Raw genomic sequence first — 17130 nt, 5'->3', positions numbered from 1 at the left:
ATCCGCTTAGCGTCTTCGCGCGATCAAGACCGCCTGCAAGATGGAGCTTTCCTACTTCGCCCGCAGGCGTCAGAAATCCCCAATGGCCTCCCAAACCCACGATAGCCTGCTTTTCGCGCCCCGCACCCTGTCCGTCCGCCACGGTTTGGACCGTAAAAGGCCTGCATTTGCAGCGGATTGCCCCCTCCGCGCGAAAGTGACGGGGTGTCACCTTCGTCACTTTCGGCCTATCGAGGGTGTGGCATGATCTATCTCGACTACCAGGCCACCACCCCGCTCGCGCCCGAGGCGCGCGATGCCATGTTGCGCTGGCTCGACGGGCCGGGCGGCACCGGTTTCGGCAATCCGCACAGCGCGCACCGCATGGGCCGGCAGGCCAAGGCAGCGATCGAGCTGGCGCGCGACCAGGTCGCCGCGTTGTTTCCGCCCAATGGCCGGGTGATCTTCACCTCGGGCGCGACCGAGGCGATCAATCTCGCGATCCGCGGGTCGCGGCCGAGGGGCGAAGAGGGCGGCACGGTGTCCTATTCGGCGATCGAGCACTCGGCGGTCGGCGATACCGCGCAGGATGCAGGCAAGAGCCACATGCTCAACGTCGCCAGGAACGGCCAGTGCAATACGAAGCAGGACCTGCCCGCCGACACGCGGCTGGTCTGCGTGATGCAGGTCAATAACGAGATCGGGACCATCCAGCCGACGGTGGAATGGCATCGCAAGGCCAAGGAAAACAACGCGCTGTTCCTGTGCGATGCGGTGCAGGCCTATGGCAGGATCGAGCTGACCGGGGCCGACATGATCGCCATCTCGGCGCACAAGTTCCACGGCCCCAAGGGTATCGGCGCGCTGTGGCTGCGCAATGGAGTGGACCTGCATGAGGTACAGACCGGCGGCGGGCAGGAAATCGGCCTGCGCTCGGGCACCCTCAGCCCTGCGCTGATAGCGGGGATGGGCGCCGCGGCGGCCGAGGCGAAGGACCGGATGGAGCAGGACCGCGACCATGTCGAAAAGCTCTGGAGGCGCGCGCGCGACCTCTTCGCCGACTGGACGTTGAACGGCAGCGAGGAGGCGCGCTGGCACGGCAATCTCAACATCCGCCGCAAGGGGCTCGATGTCGCCCGGCTGATGAGCGAGGTGCGCGATGTGATGTTTTCCGCCGGGAGCGCCTGCGCCAGCGGATCGGGCCGCCCGAGCCATGTACTGAAAGCCATCGGCCTCAGCGACAAGCAGGCGAAGAGCTCGATCCGCCTCGGCTTCGGGCGCTACACCACGCTCGAGGACATCGAACAGGCGGCGGGCAAGATCAATGCTGCAGCGGAGGCGCAGGGACTGTGAAGATCGAATTCCTCACCTCGAAAGGCGAGACCGTCACAGCCGAGGCCGAACCCGGCGACAACCTTCTGCGCGTGGCGCAGGCGGCGGGCCTTCCGCTCGAGGGCACATGCGAGGGGCAGATGGCGTGTTCGACGTGCCACGTGGTAGTCGCCGCCGAATGGTTCGACCGGCTCGAGGAAGCGAGCGAGGAGGAAGAGGACATGCTCGACCTCGCCGCCGGCGTGGCGCGCACCAGCCGCCTCTCCTGTCAGATCGACCTCACCGCGGAGATGGATGGCCTAACCGTGCGCATCCCCGCCGAAAGCCACGATATGCGGCGGGGGTAGGTTCGCGTCATCGAAAGACATTTGAAGGCAAGAAACAAGACGCGCGAGGCAGCAATTGCTTATACATGACCGGCTCCATTGTAGAGGAGCGGGAAAATGGGGCTGATAAACGGCAAAGTTGCGATAGTTACCGGGGCCAGCGCTGGCATAGGAAAAGCAGCCGCACTGTTGTTTGCGAAAAATGGTGCATCCGTCGTTCTTGTTGCCCGACAGCAAGAACGTCTGACCCGTGTCGTACAGGAAATCAGGGATCAAGGGGGGCAGGCGCACGCCATTGTTGGGGATGTGGTTGACGAGGATCTACATCAAAAAGCTGTGGCGACCGCTTGCGACCGGTTTGGTGGTGTACACATAGCCTTTAACAATCCCGGTCTGGTGGGCGCCATGAAACCTTTGGCAGAGATTGAAATCGGGCAATGGTCAGACGTTCTCAGGGTAAATCTGACTTCGGCATTCCTTGCAGCAAAAGCGCAAATTCCTGTGATGCTAAAACAGGGTACGGGATCACTCATTTTCACCGGAAGCTTTGTCGGTTGCAGTGTAGGCTTACCAGGCATGGGTGCCTATGCGGCAGCCAAATCGGGCCTGCTGGGGCTCGTTCGGGCAATCACAGCGGATTATGGCGCCACCGGAATTCGCGCCAATGCCCTGCTGCCGGGGGGAACCGCGACAGACATGGCCGGAGATGCATCCCAGCGCGAATGGGCGGCACAGCTCCATGCCATGAAACGTATTGCGGATGCGGAAGAAATTGCTCAGGCGGCGTTATTTCTCGCCAGCGATATGTCGAGTTTCGTATCCGGATCAGCCCTATGGGCGGATGGAGGCAATGCTGCGGTAAAGTTATAACCTCTGTCTAAGCAATTGAACTATAATCATATGCATCGCATGAACAGCCAAGCCCCGTCGTGAAAGCGCGGCGGGGCTTGGGAAGATACAAATGGTGCAGTCATGCCGTTTCCAGATCGCCGGCATCTGCTGTGGCACCCAGCTTTTCGATCAGCGCCTTGCTGAAAGCGGGGATGTCGTCGGGGTTGCGGCTGGTGATGAGGTTGCCGTCGGTCGCGACTTCCTGGTCGACCACATTCGCGCCGGCGTTCTTCAGGTCGGTGCGGATCGAGGGCCAGCCGGTCACCGTCTTGCCGTCGATAAGGCCCGCCTCGGCGAGCAGCCACGGGGCGTGGCAGATCGCGGCGATGGGCTTGCCCGCCTTGCCGAATTCGCGGACGAGGGCGATCGCGCGCTCGTTCATGCGCAGGATGTCGGGGTTCATCTGCCCGCCGGGGAGCAGCAGCGCATCGTAACTTTCGCAGCTCGAAACTTCGTCGACCGTCGTGTCGACCTTGATGGCGTCGCCCCAGTCCTTGTCCTCCCAGCCGCGGATCATGCCTTTCTCGAGGCTGACCACCTCGGTGCTGATTCCGGCCTTTTCGAGATTGGCCTTGGGCTTTTCCAGTTCGGACTGTTCGAAGCCATCGGTGGCGAGGATCATTACGCGCTTGGTCATGAAGGGTCTCCTGTTGTTTGCGGTTACCCCCTTCAACGCCTCCGCGAAACGCGCCGTTCCGACGCGGACCACGAAGCGAGGCAGCGGCGAGGCGGATCGCGCAATTCCGCGCTTCCCGGCCGAAAAACGGTCCGAATTGGATGTGGTTGGGCTGGACAACGCGCGTCCTTGCCGGCCAGTTCGGGCATGAGCAGGGGGGGGCTTGCATGATACTTGGCGACAGGCAGGTCAGGGACAGGGACGGCAACCGCTATACGCTGCGCCTGAGTGTCGATGTGCAAAGCGCCATACTCAACGATGGCAATGTCGAGACGAGCGTCAGCGCCATTCGCCATGTCGATGATGGCGAGGATATCGCGCTGACCGCGCTGGTGCGTCTGGAATCCTTTGAACGCAGGATCGCGATTAGCCTTCCCGAGCAGGGCCCGATCTACATCGACATCGAATATTTCGAAGGCTTTGCCGAGCGCGAGGGGGGCGAAGTCGATCCGCTCGACGATGTCGAGGCAGGCGACGCGCTCGAACAGGCGGCGCAAGACCTGCTGGCGGGCGCCGGCGTGGACGAGGCGATCGAGGCCGCGATCCAGCGTATGCCGGTTCCCGAACCCGCCTTCGGCTGCCTGATCAAGGCCGGCGTGAGCACTACTGTCGGTCAACTGATCCGCTGCCACAATCGCCACCGCAGGATCGAACAGCGCGGCAACCGCGCCTGGCAGATCGTCAAGTGCCTCGGCGTCAATGCGCCGGGGATGACGATCAAGGCAACGCTGCGAACCTTGGGGTGCTGGCTGACGCTGGGTATCGTCTGACGGGCGGGAGCCGCCAAAAAACATGCCAATATCTGTCCCGGGGTATCTCGTGCCGACGGGGCAGTATTGCTAGTCCGGTGGCATGTCCGCGACCGATATCACCGATTCAGACCCCTTCGACGCAATCGTCGACGCGCCTTTCGACAGCGCCTTGTCCGAGCGCTACCTCGTCTATGCGCTGTCGACGATCACCGCGCGCTCGCTGCCCGATTTGCGCGACGGGCTGAAGCCGGTCCATCGCCGCTTGCTGTGGGCGATGCGGCAATTGAAGCTCGACCCGTCCAGCGCCTTCAAGAAATCGGCCCGCGTCGTCGGCGACGTGATCGGCAAGTACCACCCGCATGGCGATGCCAGCGTCTACGATGCGATGGTCCGCCTCGCGCAGGATTTCGCACTGCGCTATCCGCTGGTCGAGGGGCAGGGCAATTTCGGCAATATCGACGGCGATAATGCCGCCGCCTACCGCTACACCGAGGCGCGGCTGACGCGCACTGCGCTGCGGCTGATGGAGGGGCTCGACGAGGGCACGGTCGATTTCGTCCCGACCTACAACGGCGAGGAGCAGGAGCCCGAGATCTTCCCCGGCCTGTTCCCCAACCTGCTCGCCAATGGCGCCAGCGGCATCGCGGTGGGCATGGCAACCAATATCCCGAGCCACAATGTCGCCGAGATCGTCGATGCGACGCTCGAGGTGATCGACAATCCGCACGTCGAACACGCGCGGTTGATGGAGCTGTTCAAGGGGCCCGATTTTGCCACTGGCGGAATCCTCGCCGAAAGCGCCGAGACGATCGCCGCCGCCTACGAGACCGGGCGCGGGTCGTTCCGCGTGCGTGGCCGCTTCCATGCCGCCGAGGCCGAGAAAGCCGAGGATCGCGAGGCGGGGATCGAACGGCTTGGCGGCGGGCAGTGGCAGCTCGTCATCAGCGAGATCCCGTACCAGGTCGCCAAGGGCAAGCTGATCGAGCAGATTGCGCAGGCCATCGCCGACAAGAAACTGCCGATCCTCGAGGACGTGCGCGACGAGAGCGACGAGGCGATCCGCATCGTGCTCGTCCCGCGCAGCCGCAATGTCGATCCCGAACTGCTCAAGGAAAGCCTCTACAAGCTGACCGATCTCGAGACGCGCTTCGGATTGAACCTCAATGTGCTCGATGCCGGTCGCACGCCGATGGTGATGGGGATCAAGGAAGTCCTCACTCACTGGATCGCCAGCCAGATCGACATCCTCCAGCGCCGCAGCCAGCACCGGCTCGACCAGATCGCGCGGCGGCTCGAACTGGTCGAGGGCTACATCATCGCCTTCCTCAATCTCGACCGCGTTATCGAGATCATCCGCACCGAGGATGAACCCAAACCGGTCATGATGGCGGAGTTCAAGCTCACCGACCGCCAGGCCGAGGCGATCCTCAACATGCGCCTGCGGTCCTTGCGCAAGCTCGAGGAGATGCAACTCCGCAACGAACGCGACGAGCTGCTCAAGGAACAGGACGAGCTCGAAAAGCTGCTTGCCAGCCCGGCCCGCCAGCGCACGCGGCTGAAGCGCGATTTGAACCAATTGCGCAAGGAGTATGGCGAGCATACCGCGCTCGGCGCGCGTCGCACGACGATCGAGGAGCCCGCCCCGGCGGTCGAATTCAGCATGGATGCGATGATCGAGAAGGAGCCGGTGACGGTGATCCTCTCGCAAAAGGGCTGGGTGCGCGGGGCCAAGGGGCACCTGCCGCTCGACCAGGACTTCAAGTACAAGGAGGGCGACGGGCCCGCCTTCGTGCTCCACGCGCAGACCACCGACAAGCTGCTGCTGGCGACCGACAAGGGCCGGTTCTTCACGCTCGGCGCGGACAAGCTGCCCGGCGCGCGCGGCTTCGGCGAGCCGGTGCGCAACACGCTCGACATCGATGCCAGCGCGCAGATCGTCGCCGTGATCGTCCACAAGCCGGGCCAACGGCTGCTGCTTGCCGCCGATACCGGCAAGGGCTTCGGCGCGACGACCGACGAGCTGCTCGCCGAAACCCGCAAGGGGCGCCAGGTAGTCAATCTCAAGGGCGATGCGAAGCTGATCGTCGCGCGCCCGATCGCCGAGGGGCACGACCACGTCGCCTGCGTCGGCGACAATCGCAAGCTCGTGGTGTTCAATCTCGAGGAACTGCCCCAGCTCGCGCGCGGGCAGGGGGTGACGCTGCAGCGCTATCGCGACGGCGGGTTGTCTGATGCCACCACCTTCACGCTTGCCGAGGGGCTCAGCTGGACGATGGGCGGCAAGGAAGGCCGCACCCGCACCGAGGGCGAGATGTGGCAATGGAAGGTCGCGCGCGGCGGCGCCGGTCGCATGCCGCCGCAGGGCTTCCCGCGCGACAATCGCTTTGGCTGATCGGGGGCTCTAGGGCCCGTCGCCCTTCAACGCGAAAGGCCGGAGACGATCGCTCGTCCCCGGCCTTCGTGCGACCCGTCCAAGGGTAAGGCGGATTATTCGCCGGTGCTGGTCGCCGAGGCGCCGGCCTGGGCGGCCATGGCAGCATCGATCTGGGCGTTGGTCAGCAGCGCCATCAGCATGCCGTTGGCGTCGGCGGCGAAGTGTTCGCGCAGCAGGGTGATCTTGTTGGTTTCGTCGCCACCGCGAGCGATGATGACGTTGTCGCCATTGATTTCGAGCACAGTGCCGAGCGGCGCATGCTGGGCGGTCATGGCTTCGGCGCCGACGACCAGAGCGGCGTCACGCGCGGCGATGGCCTTCTGCTTGGCAGCCTGGAGCATGCCCACGATCTGCGCCTTGGTCGCGTTGAGCGATGCACCCTTTTCGCCGGTGCCGAAGGCATTGGCGGGAACCGGGGCCTTCATGCCGTCGACGACGAGGATCGCGGTCGCGCCATCCACGCGCTCGACCGTGCCGATTTCCGCACCATCATTGCCGTAAACGGTCGCGCCAGCGGTCACGGAAGCCGAGGCTTCCTGGGCAGCGGCCATGGTCGGCAGGGCAGCGGCGGTGGTGGTGAGGGCGACGGCGGCAAGCGCCAGCTTCGCGGTTTTCATGTGGCAACTCCAAGACTTGTTATTCGAAACACGCGGCTCTCCCACACGTGAATCGCGCGATCGAGCCGACCAAACTGGAAAGAGCGGGCGAGAGTGGAATTCAACGCCACCCGCAAGTCCCCCTGAGAGAACGGGGTGCTCTATCTCACGGGTCACGGTTTTTTGCAACCGCGAGCCCTTTATGCTGCATTGCACCTTAAGCCAGGCTGAAGCTGAGCCATGGTGCGCGTTCAGCGGGCGGCGAGTTCTTCCTCCAGCATTTCCTCGACGCGCTCGCGCGGGGGAAATTCCTCGGCCACCCAGCGTTTCTCGATGCGCTGCAGCATGCGCGCGACTTCAGGCCCCTTGTCGACCCCGCGTGCGACGATCTCGCCACCCTTCAGCGGAAAGACTGGCGCTTCCCACGCGCGGATGGGGGCCGGATCGGCATGCGTGAGAAGCAGGCGGTCGATCGCGCAGTCGCGGCCGACCTCGTAAGCGAGCGCCTGCGGATTCTCGCCGTCACGCATGCCGCGCTTCGCCACGCAGACGAGCCGGTCGCGCTGGCTGCGCGACAGGCGCAGCCGTGCCGAAACCGCCTCGGCCACCGGCGGGACCGCCGGCAGCAGGGCAGCCAACCGGCGCATCGCATCGGGTTCGACCGCTGCGGCCTTCTCCGCCTCGACCAAGATGGCGAGCTGCTCGACCTCGCGCGCGCCGCTTTCGGGCAGCACTTCCTGCAGCACGCCCAACTCGCGCATCTTGGCGAGCGTCGCGGCAGGATCGGGCAGGGCGAGAAGGTTCCGCATTTCCCAGCCCACGCGCTCGCGACTGAGGCCTTTCAGCGTCGGGGCGAGCATGCTGCAGGCACGGCTCGCCTCTTCGTCCCATGCGTCGCCGAAGCGCGTTGCGAAGCGGAAATAGCGCAGGATTCGCAGGTGATCCTCGTTGATCCGGGTCGCGGGATCGCCGATGAAGCGTACTCGCCGGGCCGAAAGATCGTCGAGCCCGCCGAAATAATCCGAGATTTCGAGCGTTTGCGGATGCGCATAGAGCGCATTGATGGTGAAATCGCGCCGTGCGGCATCGTCTTTCCAGTCCTGCGAAAAGGCGATGGTCGCGCGCCGCCCGTCGGTCGCGACGTCGCGCCGCAGCGTGGTGATCTCGACATTGCCCTCATCGAGGATCGCGGTGACGGTACCGTGATCGATCCCGGTGGGAATGGTGCGGATGCCGGCGTCCTTGCAGCGGTCGATCACGGCTGCGGGCAGGTGCCGCGTCGCCGCGTCGATATCGTTCACTGGATAGCCGAGCAGCGTATCGCGCACGCAGCCGCCGACCCAGCGGATGTCCTCGGCGCCGAGCGCCCGCACAAGCAGGGCGAGGCTCTTGCGCTGGGTCCACTCGGTTGCAGGCAGGCGCTCGCTCATCCGCGCGCCTCCAGCCACGCGACGCGGCGCGACAGGTTCCAGCAGATCGCCGCCGTCACGCCCCAGATCCGGTACCCCTCGTGATCCATCTCGAGATATTCGCGCATAGCCCCTTTCCAGAAGACCTCGTTGCGGCTCCATTGCGATGCATCCATCAGCTTGTCGAGCGGGCAGGTAAACCAGCTTTCGACCTCGCGCGGGTCGGGACGGATCGACAGGTCGTGCGGCACCGTGGCGAGGACCGGAGTGATATCGAAGCCGGTGCCCGTCTGGTAGCGGTCGGTGGTGCCGATCACACGCACCTGTTCTGGGGTGATGTGCAGTTCTTCCCACGCCTCGCGCAGCGCCGCCTCGATCGCGTCCTCGCCATGGTCGAGCTTGCCGCCGGGAAAGGCGACCTGGCCGGGATGGTCGCGCATGGTGCGCGGCCGCTGGGTCAGGATCACCGTCGGTTCGGGCTGCTCGGTCACCGCGATCAGCACCGCGGCATCGGCAGTGCGCGCGGCATCGGCGAAGCGGCGGTCCGACATCAGCTCGCCGACATCGCGCGCATGGCCCTGTTCGAAGAGCTGGGTCAGCCGGTCGAAGACGGCACTCATGCTGGCAGCAGCGAGTAGGTTTCGCCGCCGCTGGTCACGGTCCAGTCGTCTCCGTGTTCGAGCGCGATGCGGGCGAGCTGCTCGTAGGTCGAGCGGTTGAGCCGCGCCTCGCATCCCCGGCGGACATGGAGGTAGATCGCGGGCTGGTCGGCATCGCCTGCGGCGCGGATGGAATGGCCGGGCCCGGCGACAACCAGCTCGTCGGTGTTGATCCGGAAGGCGAGGTCGCCTTCGACCACGCTTACATCGGTGGCGATGAAGCAGGCGTCCTCGACCTCGATGCTCAGCTTCTGGTAGGGAACGACCAGCCAGTAGCTGCCATCGTCCTCGCGGTTCAGCAGGCCCGCGAAGGCACGTACCATGCCGGGGCGCTTGATCGGCGAGCCGTCGTGGTACCAGGTCCCGTCGGCCGCGATGCGCATGTGGCTGTCATCGACATTGTCGGGCGACCACTCTTCCACCGGCGGGAGCTTGCGTGCGGCGACCGCCTCGGCGATCTGTGCGAGTGACATTCCGGCGATTTCGGGGGGCGGGGTGTAGGGCACGGGTCGAGCGATGGCAGATGTCTCGCCTCGCCTCAATACCGCGTCGCCCCTGCGCAGGCAGGGGCCTATTCCAGCCTCCCCGGCACGGGGAGGGAGACCAGCGAAGCTGGTGGAGGGGCAGGCCCCAATGATCAAGACTTCAGCGGTGCGGATCAGGGTACGTGCCCCTCCACTCCGCGCCGCTACGCGTCTCGCGGTCCCCCTCCCCCGTTGGGGGAGGCAACCCACGGCCCCAGCATGCCCTCGGCAGGCAGGATCGCCGGATTGCCCGTGCGTGCCAGCAGGCGGCGCTGGTCGAACGGGCCGGGACAGTGCCAGCCGCCGGTATGCGCGGCGGTGAAGTCCCAGCGGTCGTAATAGTCGGGATCGCCGATCATCACCTGCGGCAGCGGGGCGGCGCCATCCTCGAACCCTGCATCGATCGCGCCGAGGCTGGCGGCCATCAGCGCCTTGCCGAAACCTTCTCCCTGCCGCCCCGGCATGACCGCCACGGGGCCGACCATGACCATCGGATGCGCCCGCCCGCGCGGATCGGTCAGGGCGACGGGCCAGCACTGGATCGTGCCAGCCAGATAGTCCTCGTCGTCGAGCGCGGCGAAGCTCAGCGCCTCGAGCCAGTCCATGCCTTCGCGGATGCGATAGGCGGTACGCGCGTGGCGCCCCTCGCCGAAAGCGGCGTCGAGCAGGTCTTCGACCAGGTGTGGGTCGATCGCGGCAAGGGGAACGAGCGTGGCCATGGGCGCGCGCCGATTAGGGGCGCGCGCGACCCGAGTCGATCAAAAATAACTAGCCCGGGGTAAGCTTCAGCAGGCGTCCGCCTTCGCCGTCCTCGATCACCCACAATGCTCCGTCGGGGCCCTCGGTGACCCCGCGGATGCGCTCGCCCATCGAATAGCGCGCCACCTCGTATGCGCTTTCGCCGTCGATGCCGACGCGAATGATGGCGTTGGACGAAAGGCCGGCGATCAGCGCATCGCCCTGCATGCCGGGGAACATGTCGCCGCGATAGAAGATCATCGATCCCGGCGCGATCACCGGCGTCCAGGTGATCGCCGGGAGGGCATAGGCGTCGCTGGTGTCGTTGTCGGGGATCGGATCGCCATTGTAATGCATGCCGTCGGACACGCGCGGCCAGCCGTAGTTTGCGCCCTTGCGTACGACATTGAGCTCGTCTCCCCCGCGCGGGCCGTGTTCCATGTCCCACAACCGACCCTGCGGATCGAAGGCCAGGCCGAGGATGTTGCGGTGGCCCCAGCTCCAGATGTCGGCCCGGGCACCGTCCTGTCCGGCCAGCGGATTGCCGCTCGCCGGGGTGCCATCGAGATCGAGACGGACGATGCTGCCGAGATTGTTCGACGTGTCCTGCGCCGGATCGAGCTTCTGGCGGTCGCCGCTCGCCACGAACATGTGCTTCTGGTCGGGGCTGAAGGCGATACGGTGCGAATAGTGGCCGCGCCCGGTGACCTTGGGCGCCTGCCGCCAGATGACATCCAGCCCCTCGATCGCGCAGCTGCGGCGATCCGCACACGACAGCGTGCCGCGCCCGACCACCGCGCCGCGCGTATCGCCCTTTCCGGCCTCGACCCAGCTGAGATAGATCGTGCGGCCCGACAGCGGGGCGTCGGCCTCACCTGGCAGGAAAGCGACGTCGCCCATGCCGCCCTGACCACCGTAATCGACCTGGGGGGCGCCGGTGAACGACAGCGGAGTGCCGCTGGCGGCGTCGTAGCCCTTGAGCCCGCCCGCCTTCTCGGTCACCACCACGATTTCGGTCCCCGGGATTACGGTGACGGCCCAGGGTTCTTCGTAGCTGGCGATCTCCTCGATCGCGAAACGGCCATCGAAATCGGCGGCGGCCGCTACCGTCGGGCTCGAGGCCGGCTGGGTATCCACATTCGCGGCATTGCCGCAGCTTGCGAGGCCCAGGGCGAGCGTTAGGGTGGCGGCGAACTGCGGAAAATGGGTCATGTTGAGTGCAACTCCCGAAACTGGTCTGGGTGACGTGCCGCTCGTCGTCGGCGTGGACGAGGCCGGGCGCGGTCCCCTGGCTGGGCCAGTAGTTGCAGCCGCGGTGGTGCTGTGCAAGCCATGCCCTGCGGGTTTGGACGATTCAAAACGGCTTTCGTCGAAAAAGCGCGGCCAGCTCGAGCCGGTGATCCGGGCGCGCTGCGCCTGGGGGCTGGCGGTGGTCGAACCCGGGGAGATCGACCGGATCAATATCTTCCAGGCGACGATGCTGGCAATGACGCTGGCGGTCGGGCGGCTGGTCGAGACGCTCGGCCGCGAACCCGACGCGGTCCTCGTCGACGGCAACATGACTCCGCATGGGCGCCATGCGGACTGGCGCTGGCCGCTGGCGCGCGCGATCGTCGGCGGCGACGGCAAGGAGAAATGCATCGGCGCCGCGAGCATCCTCGCCAAGGAGCAGCGCGACCGGCTGATGCGCGCGGCGGCTGATGCGCATCCGCATTACGGCTGGGATCGCAATATGGGATACGGTACGCCCGAGCATATGGCCGCGCTGCGGGCGCATGGGCCGACACCGCTCCACCGGAGGAGCTTCGCGCCCGTTGCGCAGGTCGACATGTTTGCCGGGGAAGCGGCCTAGGAAGAGGCGCTCTCGCGCTCGGCGGCCTTCTGTTCCTCGAGCTTGCGCCGCTGGTGGGCGACATCGCGCGCCTGCTTGGCCAGCGCCTGCCACGTCGCTTCCGATCGCAGGGCGCGTTCGCGCACGTTGGCGAGCGTCGCTGCTTCGGCCTCGGCGGCAGATTCTCGTGCGCGGGCCGCATAGAATTCGTAAGTCTGGCTTACCATTGACTTGCTCCGCCTTGATGGTTTCGGAAGCCGCGTGCCGTATCCTGCGGGACCCGGCACGCGGCCCGTGAAAGTCAGTCGGCAGCCGAAAGGTTGACTGCGCTGGCCTTGCCGTTGCGGCCGGTCTCGATCTCGTAGTTGAGACGCTGGTCCTTATCGAGCGTGTGCATGCCGGCGGCCTGCACCGCGCTGATGTGGACGAAGCTGTCGTCCGAACCGTCGTCGGGCTGGATGAAGCCGTAACCCTTGTCGGTGTTGAAGAACTTCACGGTTCCGGTCTTGCTCATGATGGTTCCTTTCAAGAACGCGAGAGATTGCCGCGCCGCGACATGCGGTGCGGTCGTGCGTCAGATCGTCCGATGAAAGGAAGTCGTCGTCTGGTTTGCGCCGGGACCCGCGAAGGCCAGCGGCGGTCGTCAAAATTCGAAGTCCGTCGCAAATTTCGACGTCAGCGGCGGCATGCTAGCAGCTGCGGCCGCAAAACCCTAACGTTTAAATCGGCACTGCAATTGAGTCCTCCGCGCCACACCGCACCATCTTGAGTCCGTGGATTCGGCGCGGACTCAATATCTTGTGGCGGACACCTTCTGTTCTCTCTGCGCTTCGTCCGGCGCGCGGGGCGCCGCCCCATTTTCGTGCTTGACCCCGACTCCGTTTGGACTCACCCTGTGGATAACTCAGGACAGGGAAGCATATCATGGGGGTCATCACGACCGCGAAGAGTCGCGCGAAAGCGACTGTAAAACCGGCAGAAACGCCGAAAGAACTGCTGCCGCTCGGGCGCATTCTCGATGGCGACTGCGTCGAGGCCATGCGCTCGCTTCCCGATGCCAGCATCGATCTCGTCTTCGCCGATCCGCCCTACAATCTCCAGCTCGGCGGCGACCTCAACCGCCCCGACGGCAGCCATGTCGATGCAGTGACCGACCACTGGGACCAGTTCGACAGCTTCGCGCTCTATGACCAGTTCACGCGCGACTGGCTGACCGAGGCCAAGCGGGTCCTGAAACCCGACGGCGCGCTGTGGGTGATCGGCAGCTATCACAACATCTACCGTGTCGGCGCGATCCTGCAGGACCTGGGCTTCTGGATCCTCAACGACATCGTCTGGCGCAAGTCGAACCCCATGCCCAATTTCAAGGGCACGCGCTTCACCAATGCGCATGAGACGCTGCTGTGGTGTTCGCAGGGCGAGAAGGCGAAATACCAGTTCAACTATCGTGCGATGAAGACGCTGAACGACGAATTGCAGATGCGCAGCGACTGGGTCCTGCCGATCTGCAACGGCGGCGAGCGGCTCAAGGAGGGCGGGCACAAGGTCCACCCGACGCAGAAGCCCGAGGCGCTGCTCTACCGCGTGCTGCTTTCGACCACCGAGCGCGGCGACGTGGTGCTCGATCCCTTCTTCGGCACCGGCACCACCGGCGCGGTGGCAAAGCGCCTCGGTCGCGAGTGGATCGGCTGCGAACGCGAGAACCTCTACCGCGACGCCGCCTACAAGCGGATCGAGAAGGAACTCCCGCTCGACGAAAGCGCGCTCACCACGATGCAGTCGAAGCGCGCCGCGCCCAAGGTCGCCTTCGGCTCGCTGGTCGAGAACGGCTATATCGCGCCGGGCACGCAGGTGTTCGACAAGAAGCGCCGCTGGGTCGCCACCGTGCGCGCGGACGGCTCGCTCGCCTATGAAAAGCAGACCGGCAGCATCCACGGCCTCGGCAAGGAGCTGCAAGGCGCGCCGAGTTGCAACGGCTGGACCTTCTGGCACTACGAGAACGGCGGCGAGGTCAAGCCGATCGACGCCGCGCGGCAGCTCTACCTGCTGGCGGTGGAGGACTGAGGATTAGATCTTCCACTTTACCAGTCCCGTTACCGGATCAATTGCTTTTGCTAAGCTAGTGTTTGAGCGGTTCAAGCGGTTATCGACAAAGCGTTCCTGGCTTCGATCTGCACCAATTACGAGCTTCTTAGCTTGGACAGTCACGGCGTCATTCATCGCTTTCGAGAGAACTTTCCCGCTGTGCGATGCCATGTGTTTCGGCAGAGCTTCGTTCTCCGCGAGCATGACCAGCGTCCGCGGGCCTGTCGGCAAGATGACAAACGCGTCTTTGTGAGCCATTCCATTTGAAATCATCAGCGGGCTGTCGCCTGTCAGCAGATCAAAAGCACCTTCGCCTAAGTTGATGACAAATGTGGAGAGTTGCATCATTCGCTCAAGCATTTGTCGGGACTGAACCAAGTCAACGAATACATCCAAGGCGCCTGCACGAAAAACAGTGGAGTCTTCTTCGGCAAATAGGGGATTATCTGCTAAATCCTCGGTCAACCGCTTTTCTAGATAGTCAATCCTCTCTGGAGATCGGTGCATCATGGAAAGCATGAATTGGACGAGGCCAAATTTGTCGGAGGGACCCGCGACCTCGTTTCGTTCCGCCATCAATACAGCCTTGGCGCCACGATCATCTATGACCTGCAATAACTCAGTTTCAATTTGTGCTGCATCATCCGGAGATCGATTGGGAAGCGTATAAAGGTCTTTCGCATAGCCTGTCGCCGCCGGATGACGGTAACGTGCGTTCAGCTTCTTTTTCGGGCCGACACGAGCGAACTCCCAGATGACCTCTTGGTCGTTGAACTTTCTCCTCCACCGCGACAGATACCATTCGGGTAGATAATGATGTTTTCTCGGTGCGGGCATCCTCTCAATTTAGTTTTTGTGGCGAAGATTCCAATTGTGTGTTTAGGGTGGTTTCGGCCAGTGGGTAGATTGAAGCCCGCACCAATAGTATGATACCTTGCTCCGCAAAGGAGCCACTCATGCCCACCATCCGCAAGACCATCACGCTGAGCGATACGCAGGATGCCTGGATCAAGCGGCAGATCGCGCGCGGGGCGTTCACCAATGACAGCGAGTATATCCGCGATCTCGTGCGCCGCGATCAGGAGGCACAGGCGAAGCTTGCCGGATTGAAGCAGGCGATTGCCGAGGGGCTGGAGAGCGGGGTGAGCGAAAGGTCGCTCGACGCGATCTGGACCGAGGCGGAAGGTCGCGCTGACGCAGTCGGTGCGTAGGCTTCGTCTCAGTGGCAAGGCAGCAGACGATCTTTCCGGGATAGCCGATTTCACCATTGCTGCTTTCGGTGTCGAACAGGCGAGAAAATACCGCGACCAGTTCCAGCGCTGTTTCAACTCGCTTCTCGCCAACCCGCTGCTCGGCCGCAGTGCCGACGAACTGGCCCCCGGGCTTCGCCGCATCCGGCAGCAGGCGCATGTGGTGTTCTATCGGGCGGATGTGGACGATGTGCTGATCGTCCGCGTGCTGCATCATCGCATGGATTTCGACCGCCACCTCTAGCCCGCACTCTCCCCTCGACTCCCCAACGCCATCGCCATAGAGAGCGCCGCGATGGCGCTCCTTCCCCGCAGACCCGACTTCCTCTCCGGCAAGATGCCGCGGGAACTGGTCAGGGCGGACGATTGGCATCGCCGCATCGCCATGCTGGTATCGGCGGTGCTGATCGGGCTCGCCGCGCTGTTCTTCGCCCGGCTTGGCGATGCGGCGCAGGCGCTCTTCCTCTCTGTCCGGCAGGACTGGGTCTACCTGCCGCTGGTGCTCACCCCGCTGACCTTCCTGGTCGCCTCCGTGCTCACCCGGCGTTTCGCCCGCGAGGCGCGCGGCTCGGGCATTCCGCAGGTTATGGCGGCAAGCCGAAAGCCGATGGGGCGCACCGCGCGGGCGCTGCTCTCGCTGCGCGCGGCGAGCGCCAAGATCGTCCTCACCGTGGTCGCGCTGCTCGGCGGGGCATCGGTCGGGCGCGAGGGGCCGACGGTGCAGCTCGCGGGCGCAATCATGGTCCAGGTCCACCGGCTGTTCCGCCTGCGCGTGACGCCGGGCGTGGTCATCGCGGGCGGCGCGGCGGGCGTCGCCGCGGCTTTCAACACCCCGCTCGCGGGGATCGCCTTCGCCATCGAGGAACTCGCTGTCGCCTATGAACAGCGGCTCGCCGTGCTGGTAATGGGCGCGGTAATGATCGCCGGCCTGACCGCGCAGGGGCTGGCGGGTGATTATGTCTATTTCGGCCTGCTCGAGGGCAATCTTCCGATCTCGAGCGTGCTGGTGGCCGCGCCGCTGGCAGGGCTTATCGGCGGGGTTCTGGGCGGGCTGTTCTCGCGCCTGTTCCTGATGCTTCGCGGGCCCGACGGGCGCTGGGCGCCGCTGCTCGACCGCTGGCCGATGGTCACCGCACTGGCCTGCGGCTCGCTGGTCGGCCTGTTGATCTACCTCACCGACGGCCATGTCGCGGGCACCGGTTACGAGCCGACCACTGCGCTGCTCGAGGGCGAACAGGGCGATTACTGGTTCGGCCCGGCCAAGTTCGTCGCCGCGCTGGCGACCAGCGCCAGCGGCATTCCCGGCGGCATCTTCGCGCCCTCGCTGGCGGCGGGGGCAGGCTTCGGGCAATTGCTCACGCCGCTGTTTCCGACCGAACAGGCGGGGCTGATCGTGTTGCTCGGCATGGCGGGTTACTTCACCGGCGTGGTGCGCGCGCCGCTGACCGCGGTGATCATCCTCAGCGAAGCGACCGGATCGAGCCATGTCATCCTGCCGCTCTTCGCCACCGCGCTGATTGGCGACTGGGCGGGCAGCATGGTCTGCCGCGACAAGCTCTATCTCGTGCTCTCGCGCGGTTTCCTGCCGCCCGAGAAGAGCGAGGAAAAGCCGGCCTGAGCCGCTGTCCTACACGGCCATGCGGCGCTA

General features: G+C 64.8%; 20 protein-coding genes. 10 read left to right on the top strand and 10 right to left on the bottom strand.

What is annotated here, in order from left to right:
- Window positions 1-243 precede the first annotated feature (243 nt).
- The 3 genes from ACEQZ0_RS06225 to ACEQZ0_RS06215 all read left to right on the top strand — a co-directional run bounded on the left by ACEQZ0_RS06225 (window position 244) and on the right by ACEQZ0_RS06215 (window position 2507).
- Window positions 244-1332: a cysteine desulfurase family protein gene (locus tag ACEQZ0_RS06225; protein ID WP_370189436.1), complete on the top strand. Its 1089-nt coding sequence runs from the start codon at window positions 244-246 to the stop codon at window positions 1330-1332.
- Window positions 1329-1658 carry a 2Fe-2S iron-sulfur cluster-binding protein gene (locus ACEQZ0_RS06220; RefSeq protein WP_370189434.1) on the top strand — a complete coding sequence of 110 codons (330 nt, stop codon included), beginning with the start codon at window positions 1329-1331 and terminating at the stop codon, window positions 1656-1658. The genes ACEQZ0_RS06225 and ACEQZ0_RS06220 overlap by 4 nt, the downstream gene beginning before the upstream one ends.
- A 96-nt stretch (window positions 1659-1754) precedes the next feature.
- On the top strand, window positions 1755-2507 hold the full coding sequence (locus ACEQZ0_RS06215) for an SDR family oxidoreductase (RefSeq protein ID WP_370189432.1): 753 nt from the start codon (window positions 1755-1757) through the stop codon (window positions 2505-2507).
- A gap of 100 nt (window positions 2508-2607) precedes the next feature.
- On the opposite strand, the gene ACEQZ0_RS06210 is transcribed toward ACEQZ0_RS06215, so the two are convergent.
- Window positions 2608-3165: a type 1 glutamine amidotransferase domain-containing protein gene (locus tag ACEQZ0_RS06210; RefSeq protein ID WP_370189430.1), complete on the bottom strand. Its 558-nt coding sequence runs from the start codon at window positions 3163-3165 to the stop codon at window positions 2608-2610.
- Window positions 3166-3371: 206 nt separating this feature from the next.
- Here ACEQZ0_RS06210 and ACEQZ0_RS06205 point away from each other — a divergent pair, with 206 nt between their 5' ends.
- Both ACEQZ0_RS06205 and parC read left to right on the top strand, forming a co-directional pair.
- Window positions 3372-3974, top strand: coding sequence for a hypothetical protein (locus ACEQZ0_RS06205; protein ID WP_370189428.1), 603 nt, complete (start codon window positions 3372-3374; stop codon window positions 3972-3974).
- 82 nt (window positions 3975-4056) lie between these two features.
- Entirely contained in the window at window positions 4057-6348 is a 2292-nt protein-coding gene (gene parC, locus ACEQZ0_RS06200; RefSeq protein ID WP_370189426.1) for a DNA topoisomerase IV subunit A, read from the top strand.
- Between the two features lie 95 nt (window positions 6349-6443).
- Here the strand turns inward: parC and ACEQZ0_RS06195 are convergent, their stop codons facing one another.
- The 6 genes from ACEQZ0_RS06195 to ACEQZ0_RS06170 form a co-directional block, all read right to left on the bottom strand.
- Window positions 6444-7007: a hypothetical protein gene (locus ACEQZ0_RS06195; protein ID WP_370189424.1), complete on the bottom strand. Its 564-nt coding sequence runs from the start codon at window positions 7005-7007 to the stop codon at window positions 6444-6446.
- 230 nt (window positions 7008-7237) lie between these two features.
- On the bottom strand, window positions 7238-8416 hold the full coding sequence (locus ACEQZ0_RS06190; RefSeq protein WP_370189422.1) for a CCA tRNA nucleotidyltransferase: 1179 nt from the start codon (window positions 8414-8416) through the stop codon (window positions 7238-7240).
- Window positions 8413-9015 carry a CoA pyrophosphatase gene (locus ACEQZ0_RS06185; protein WP_370189420.1) on the bottom strand — a complete coding sequence of 201 codons (603 nt, stop codon included), beginning with the start codon at window positions 9013-9015 and terminating at the stop codon, window positions 8413-8415. The genes ACEQZ0_RS06190 and ACEQZ0_RS06185 overlap by 4 nt, the downstream gene beginning before the upstream one ends.
- Entirely contained in the window at window positions 9012-9560 is a 549-nt protein-coding gene (locus ACEQZ0_RS06180) for a DUF1285 domain-containing protein (protein WP_370189418.1), read from the bottom strand. Before ACEQZ0_RS06180 ends, ACEQZ0_RS06185 begins: the two co-directional genes overlap by 4 nt.
- Before the next feature lie 182 nt (window positions 9561-9742).
- A complete protein-coding gene (locus ACEQZ0_RS06175; RefSeq protein ID WP_370189416.1) occupies window positions 9743-10297 on the bottom strand; it encodes a GNAT family N-acetyltransferase in 555 nt (184 codons plus the stop codon).
- A gap of 49 nt (window positions 10298-10346) precedes the next feature.
- Window positions 10347-11528 carry a PQQ-dependent sugar dehydrogenase gene (locus ACEQZ0_RS06170; protein WP_370189414.1) on the bottom strand — a complete coding sequence of 394 codons (1182 nt, stop codon included), beginning with the start codon at window positions 11526-11528 and terminating at the stop codon, window positions 10347-10349.
- Here ACEQZ0_RS06170 and ACEQZ0_RS06165 point away from each other — a divergent pair.
- The gene (locus ACEQZ0_RS06165; RefSeq protein ID WP_370189412.1) at window positions 11527-12168 is read left to right on the top strand and encodes a ribonuclease HII; all 642 of its coding nucleotides are present in this window, start codon (window positions 11527-11529) and stop codon (window positions 12166-12168) included. The two genes, ACEQZ0_RS06170 and ACEQZ0_RS06165, sit on opposite strands and share 2 nt — an antisense overlap.
- On the opposite strand, the gene ACEQZ0_RS06160 is transcribed toward ACEQZ0_RS06165, so the two are convergent.
- Window positions 12165-12374, bottom strand: a complete 210-nt coding sequence (locus ACEQZ0_RS06160; protein ID WP_370189410.1) for a hypothetical protein — start codon at window positions 12372-12374, stop codon at window positions 12165-12167. The genes ACEQZ0_RS06165 and ACEQZ0_RS06160 overlap by 4 nt on opposite strands.
- A 74-nt stretch (window positions 12375-12448) precedes the next feature.
- On the bottom strand, window positions 12449-12661 hold the full coding sequence (locus tag ACEQZ0_RS06155) for a cold-shock protein (RefSeq protein ID WP_370189408.1): 213 nt from the start codon (window positions 12659-12661) through the stop codon (window positions 12449-12451).
- A gap of 410 nt (window positions 12662-13071) precedes the next feature.
- Here ACEQZ0_RS06155 and ACEQZ0_RS06150 point away from each other — a divergent pair, with 410 nt between their 5' ends.
- Window positions 13072-14211: a site-specific DNA-methyltransferase gene (locus ACEQZ0_RS06150; protein ID WP_370189406.1), complete on the top strand. Its 1140-nt coding sequence runs from the start codon at window positions 13072-13074 to the stop codon at window positions 14209-14211.
- A gap of 3 nt (window positions 14212-14214) precedes the next feature.
- On the opposite strand, the gene ACEQZ0_RS06145 is transcribed toward ACEQZ0_RS06150, so the two are convergent.
- A complete protein-coding gene (locus ACEQZ0_RS06145; RefSeq protein WP_370189404.1) occupies window positions 14215-15069 on the bottom strand; it encodes a DUF4238 domain-containing protein in 855 nt (284 codons plus the stop codon).
- A 119-nt stretch (window positions 15070-15188) separates the two neighbouring features.
- On the opposite strand from ACEQZ0_RS06145, the gene ACEQZ0_RS06140 reads away from it, so the two are divergent.
- From ACEQZ0_RS06140 to ACEQZ0_RS06130, 3 genes are read left to right on the top strand one after another with little or no spacing between them, the layout of a single operon-like run.
- On the top strand, window positions 15189-15443 hold the full coding sequence (locus tag ACEQZ0_RS06140) for a type II toxin-antitoxin system ParD family antitoxin (protein WP_370189402.1): 255 nt from the start codon (window positions 15189-15191) through the stop codon (window positions 15441-15443).
- Complete coding sequence (locus ACEQZ0_RS06135) at window positions 15436-15726, top strand: type II toxin-antitoxin system RelE/ParE family toxin (RefSeq protein ID WP_370189400.1); 291 nt, start codon at window positions 15436-15438, stop codon at window positions 15724-15726. Before ACEQZ0_RS06140 ends, ACEQZ0_RS06135 begins: the two co-directional genes overlap by 8 nt.
- A 51-nt stretch (window positions 15727-15777) precedes the next feature.
- Window positions 15778-17100, top strand: a complete 1323-nt coding sequence (locus ACEQZ0_RS06130) for a chloride channel protein (protein ID WP_370189398.1) — start codon at window positions 15778-15780, stop codon at window positions 17098-17100.
- The last annotated feature ends 30 nt before the right edge of the window (window positions 17101-17130 follow it).

Source organism: Qipengyuania sp. (genome assembly GCF_964227205.1).
GTDB lineage: Bacteria > Pseudomonadota > Alphaproteobacteria > Sphingomonadales > Sphingomonadaceae > Qipengyuania.
The sequence above is the reverse complement of the archived record's forward strand: the minus strand, read 5'-3'. Positions and strand labels throughout refer to the sequence as shown.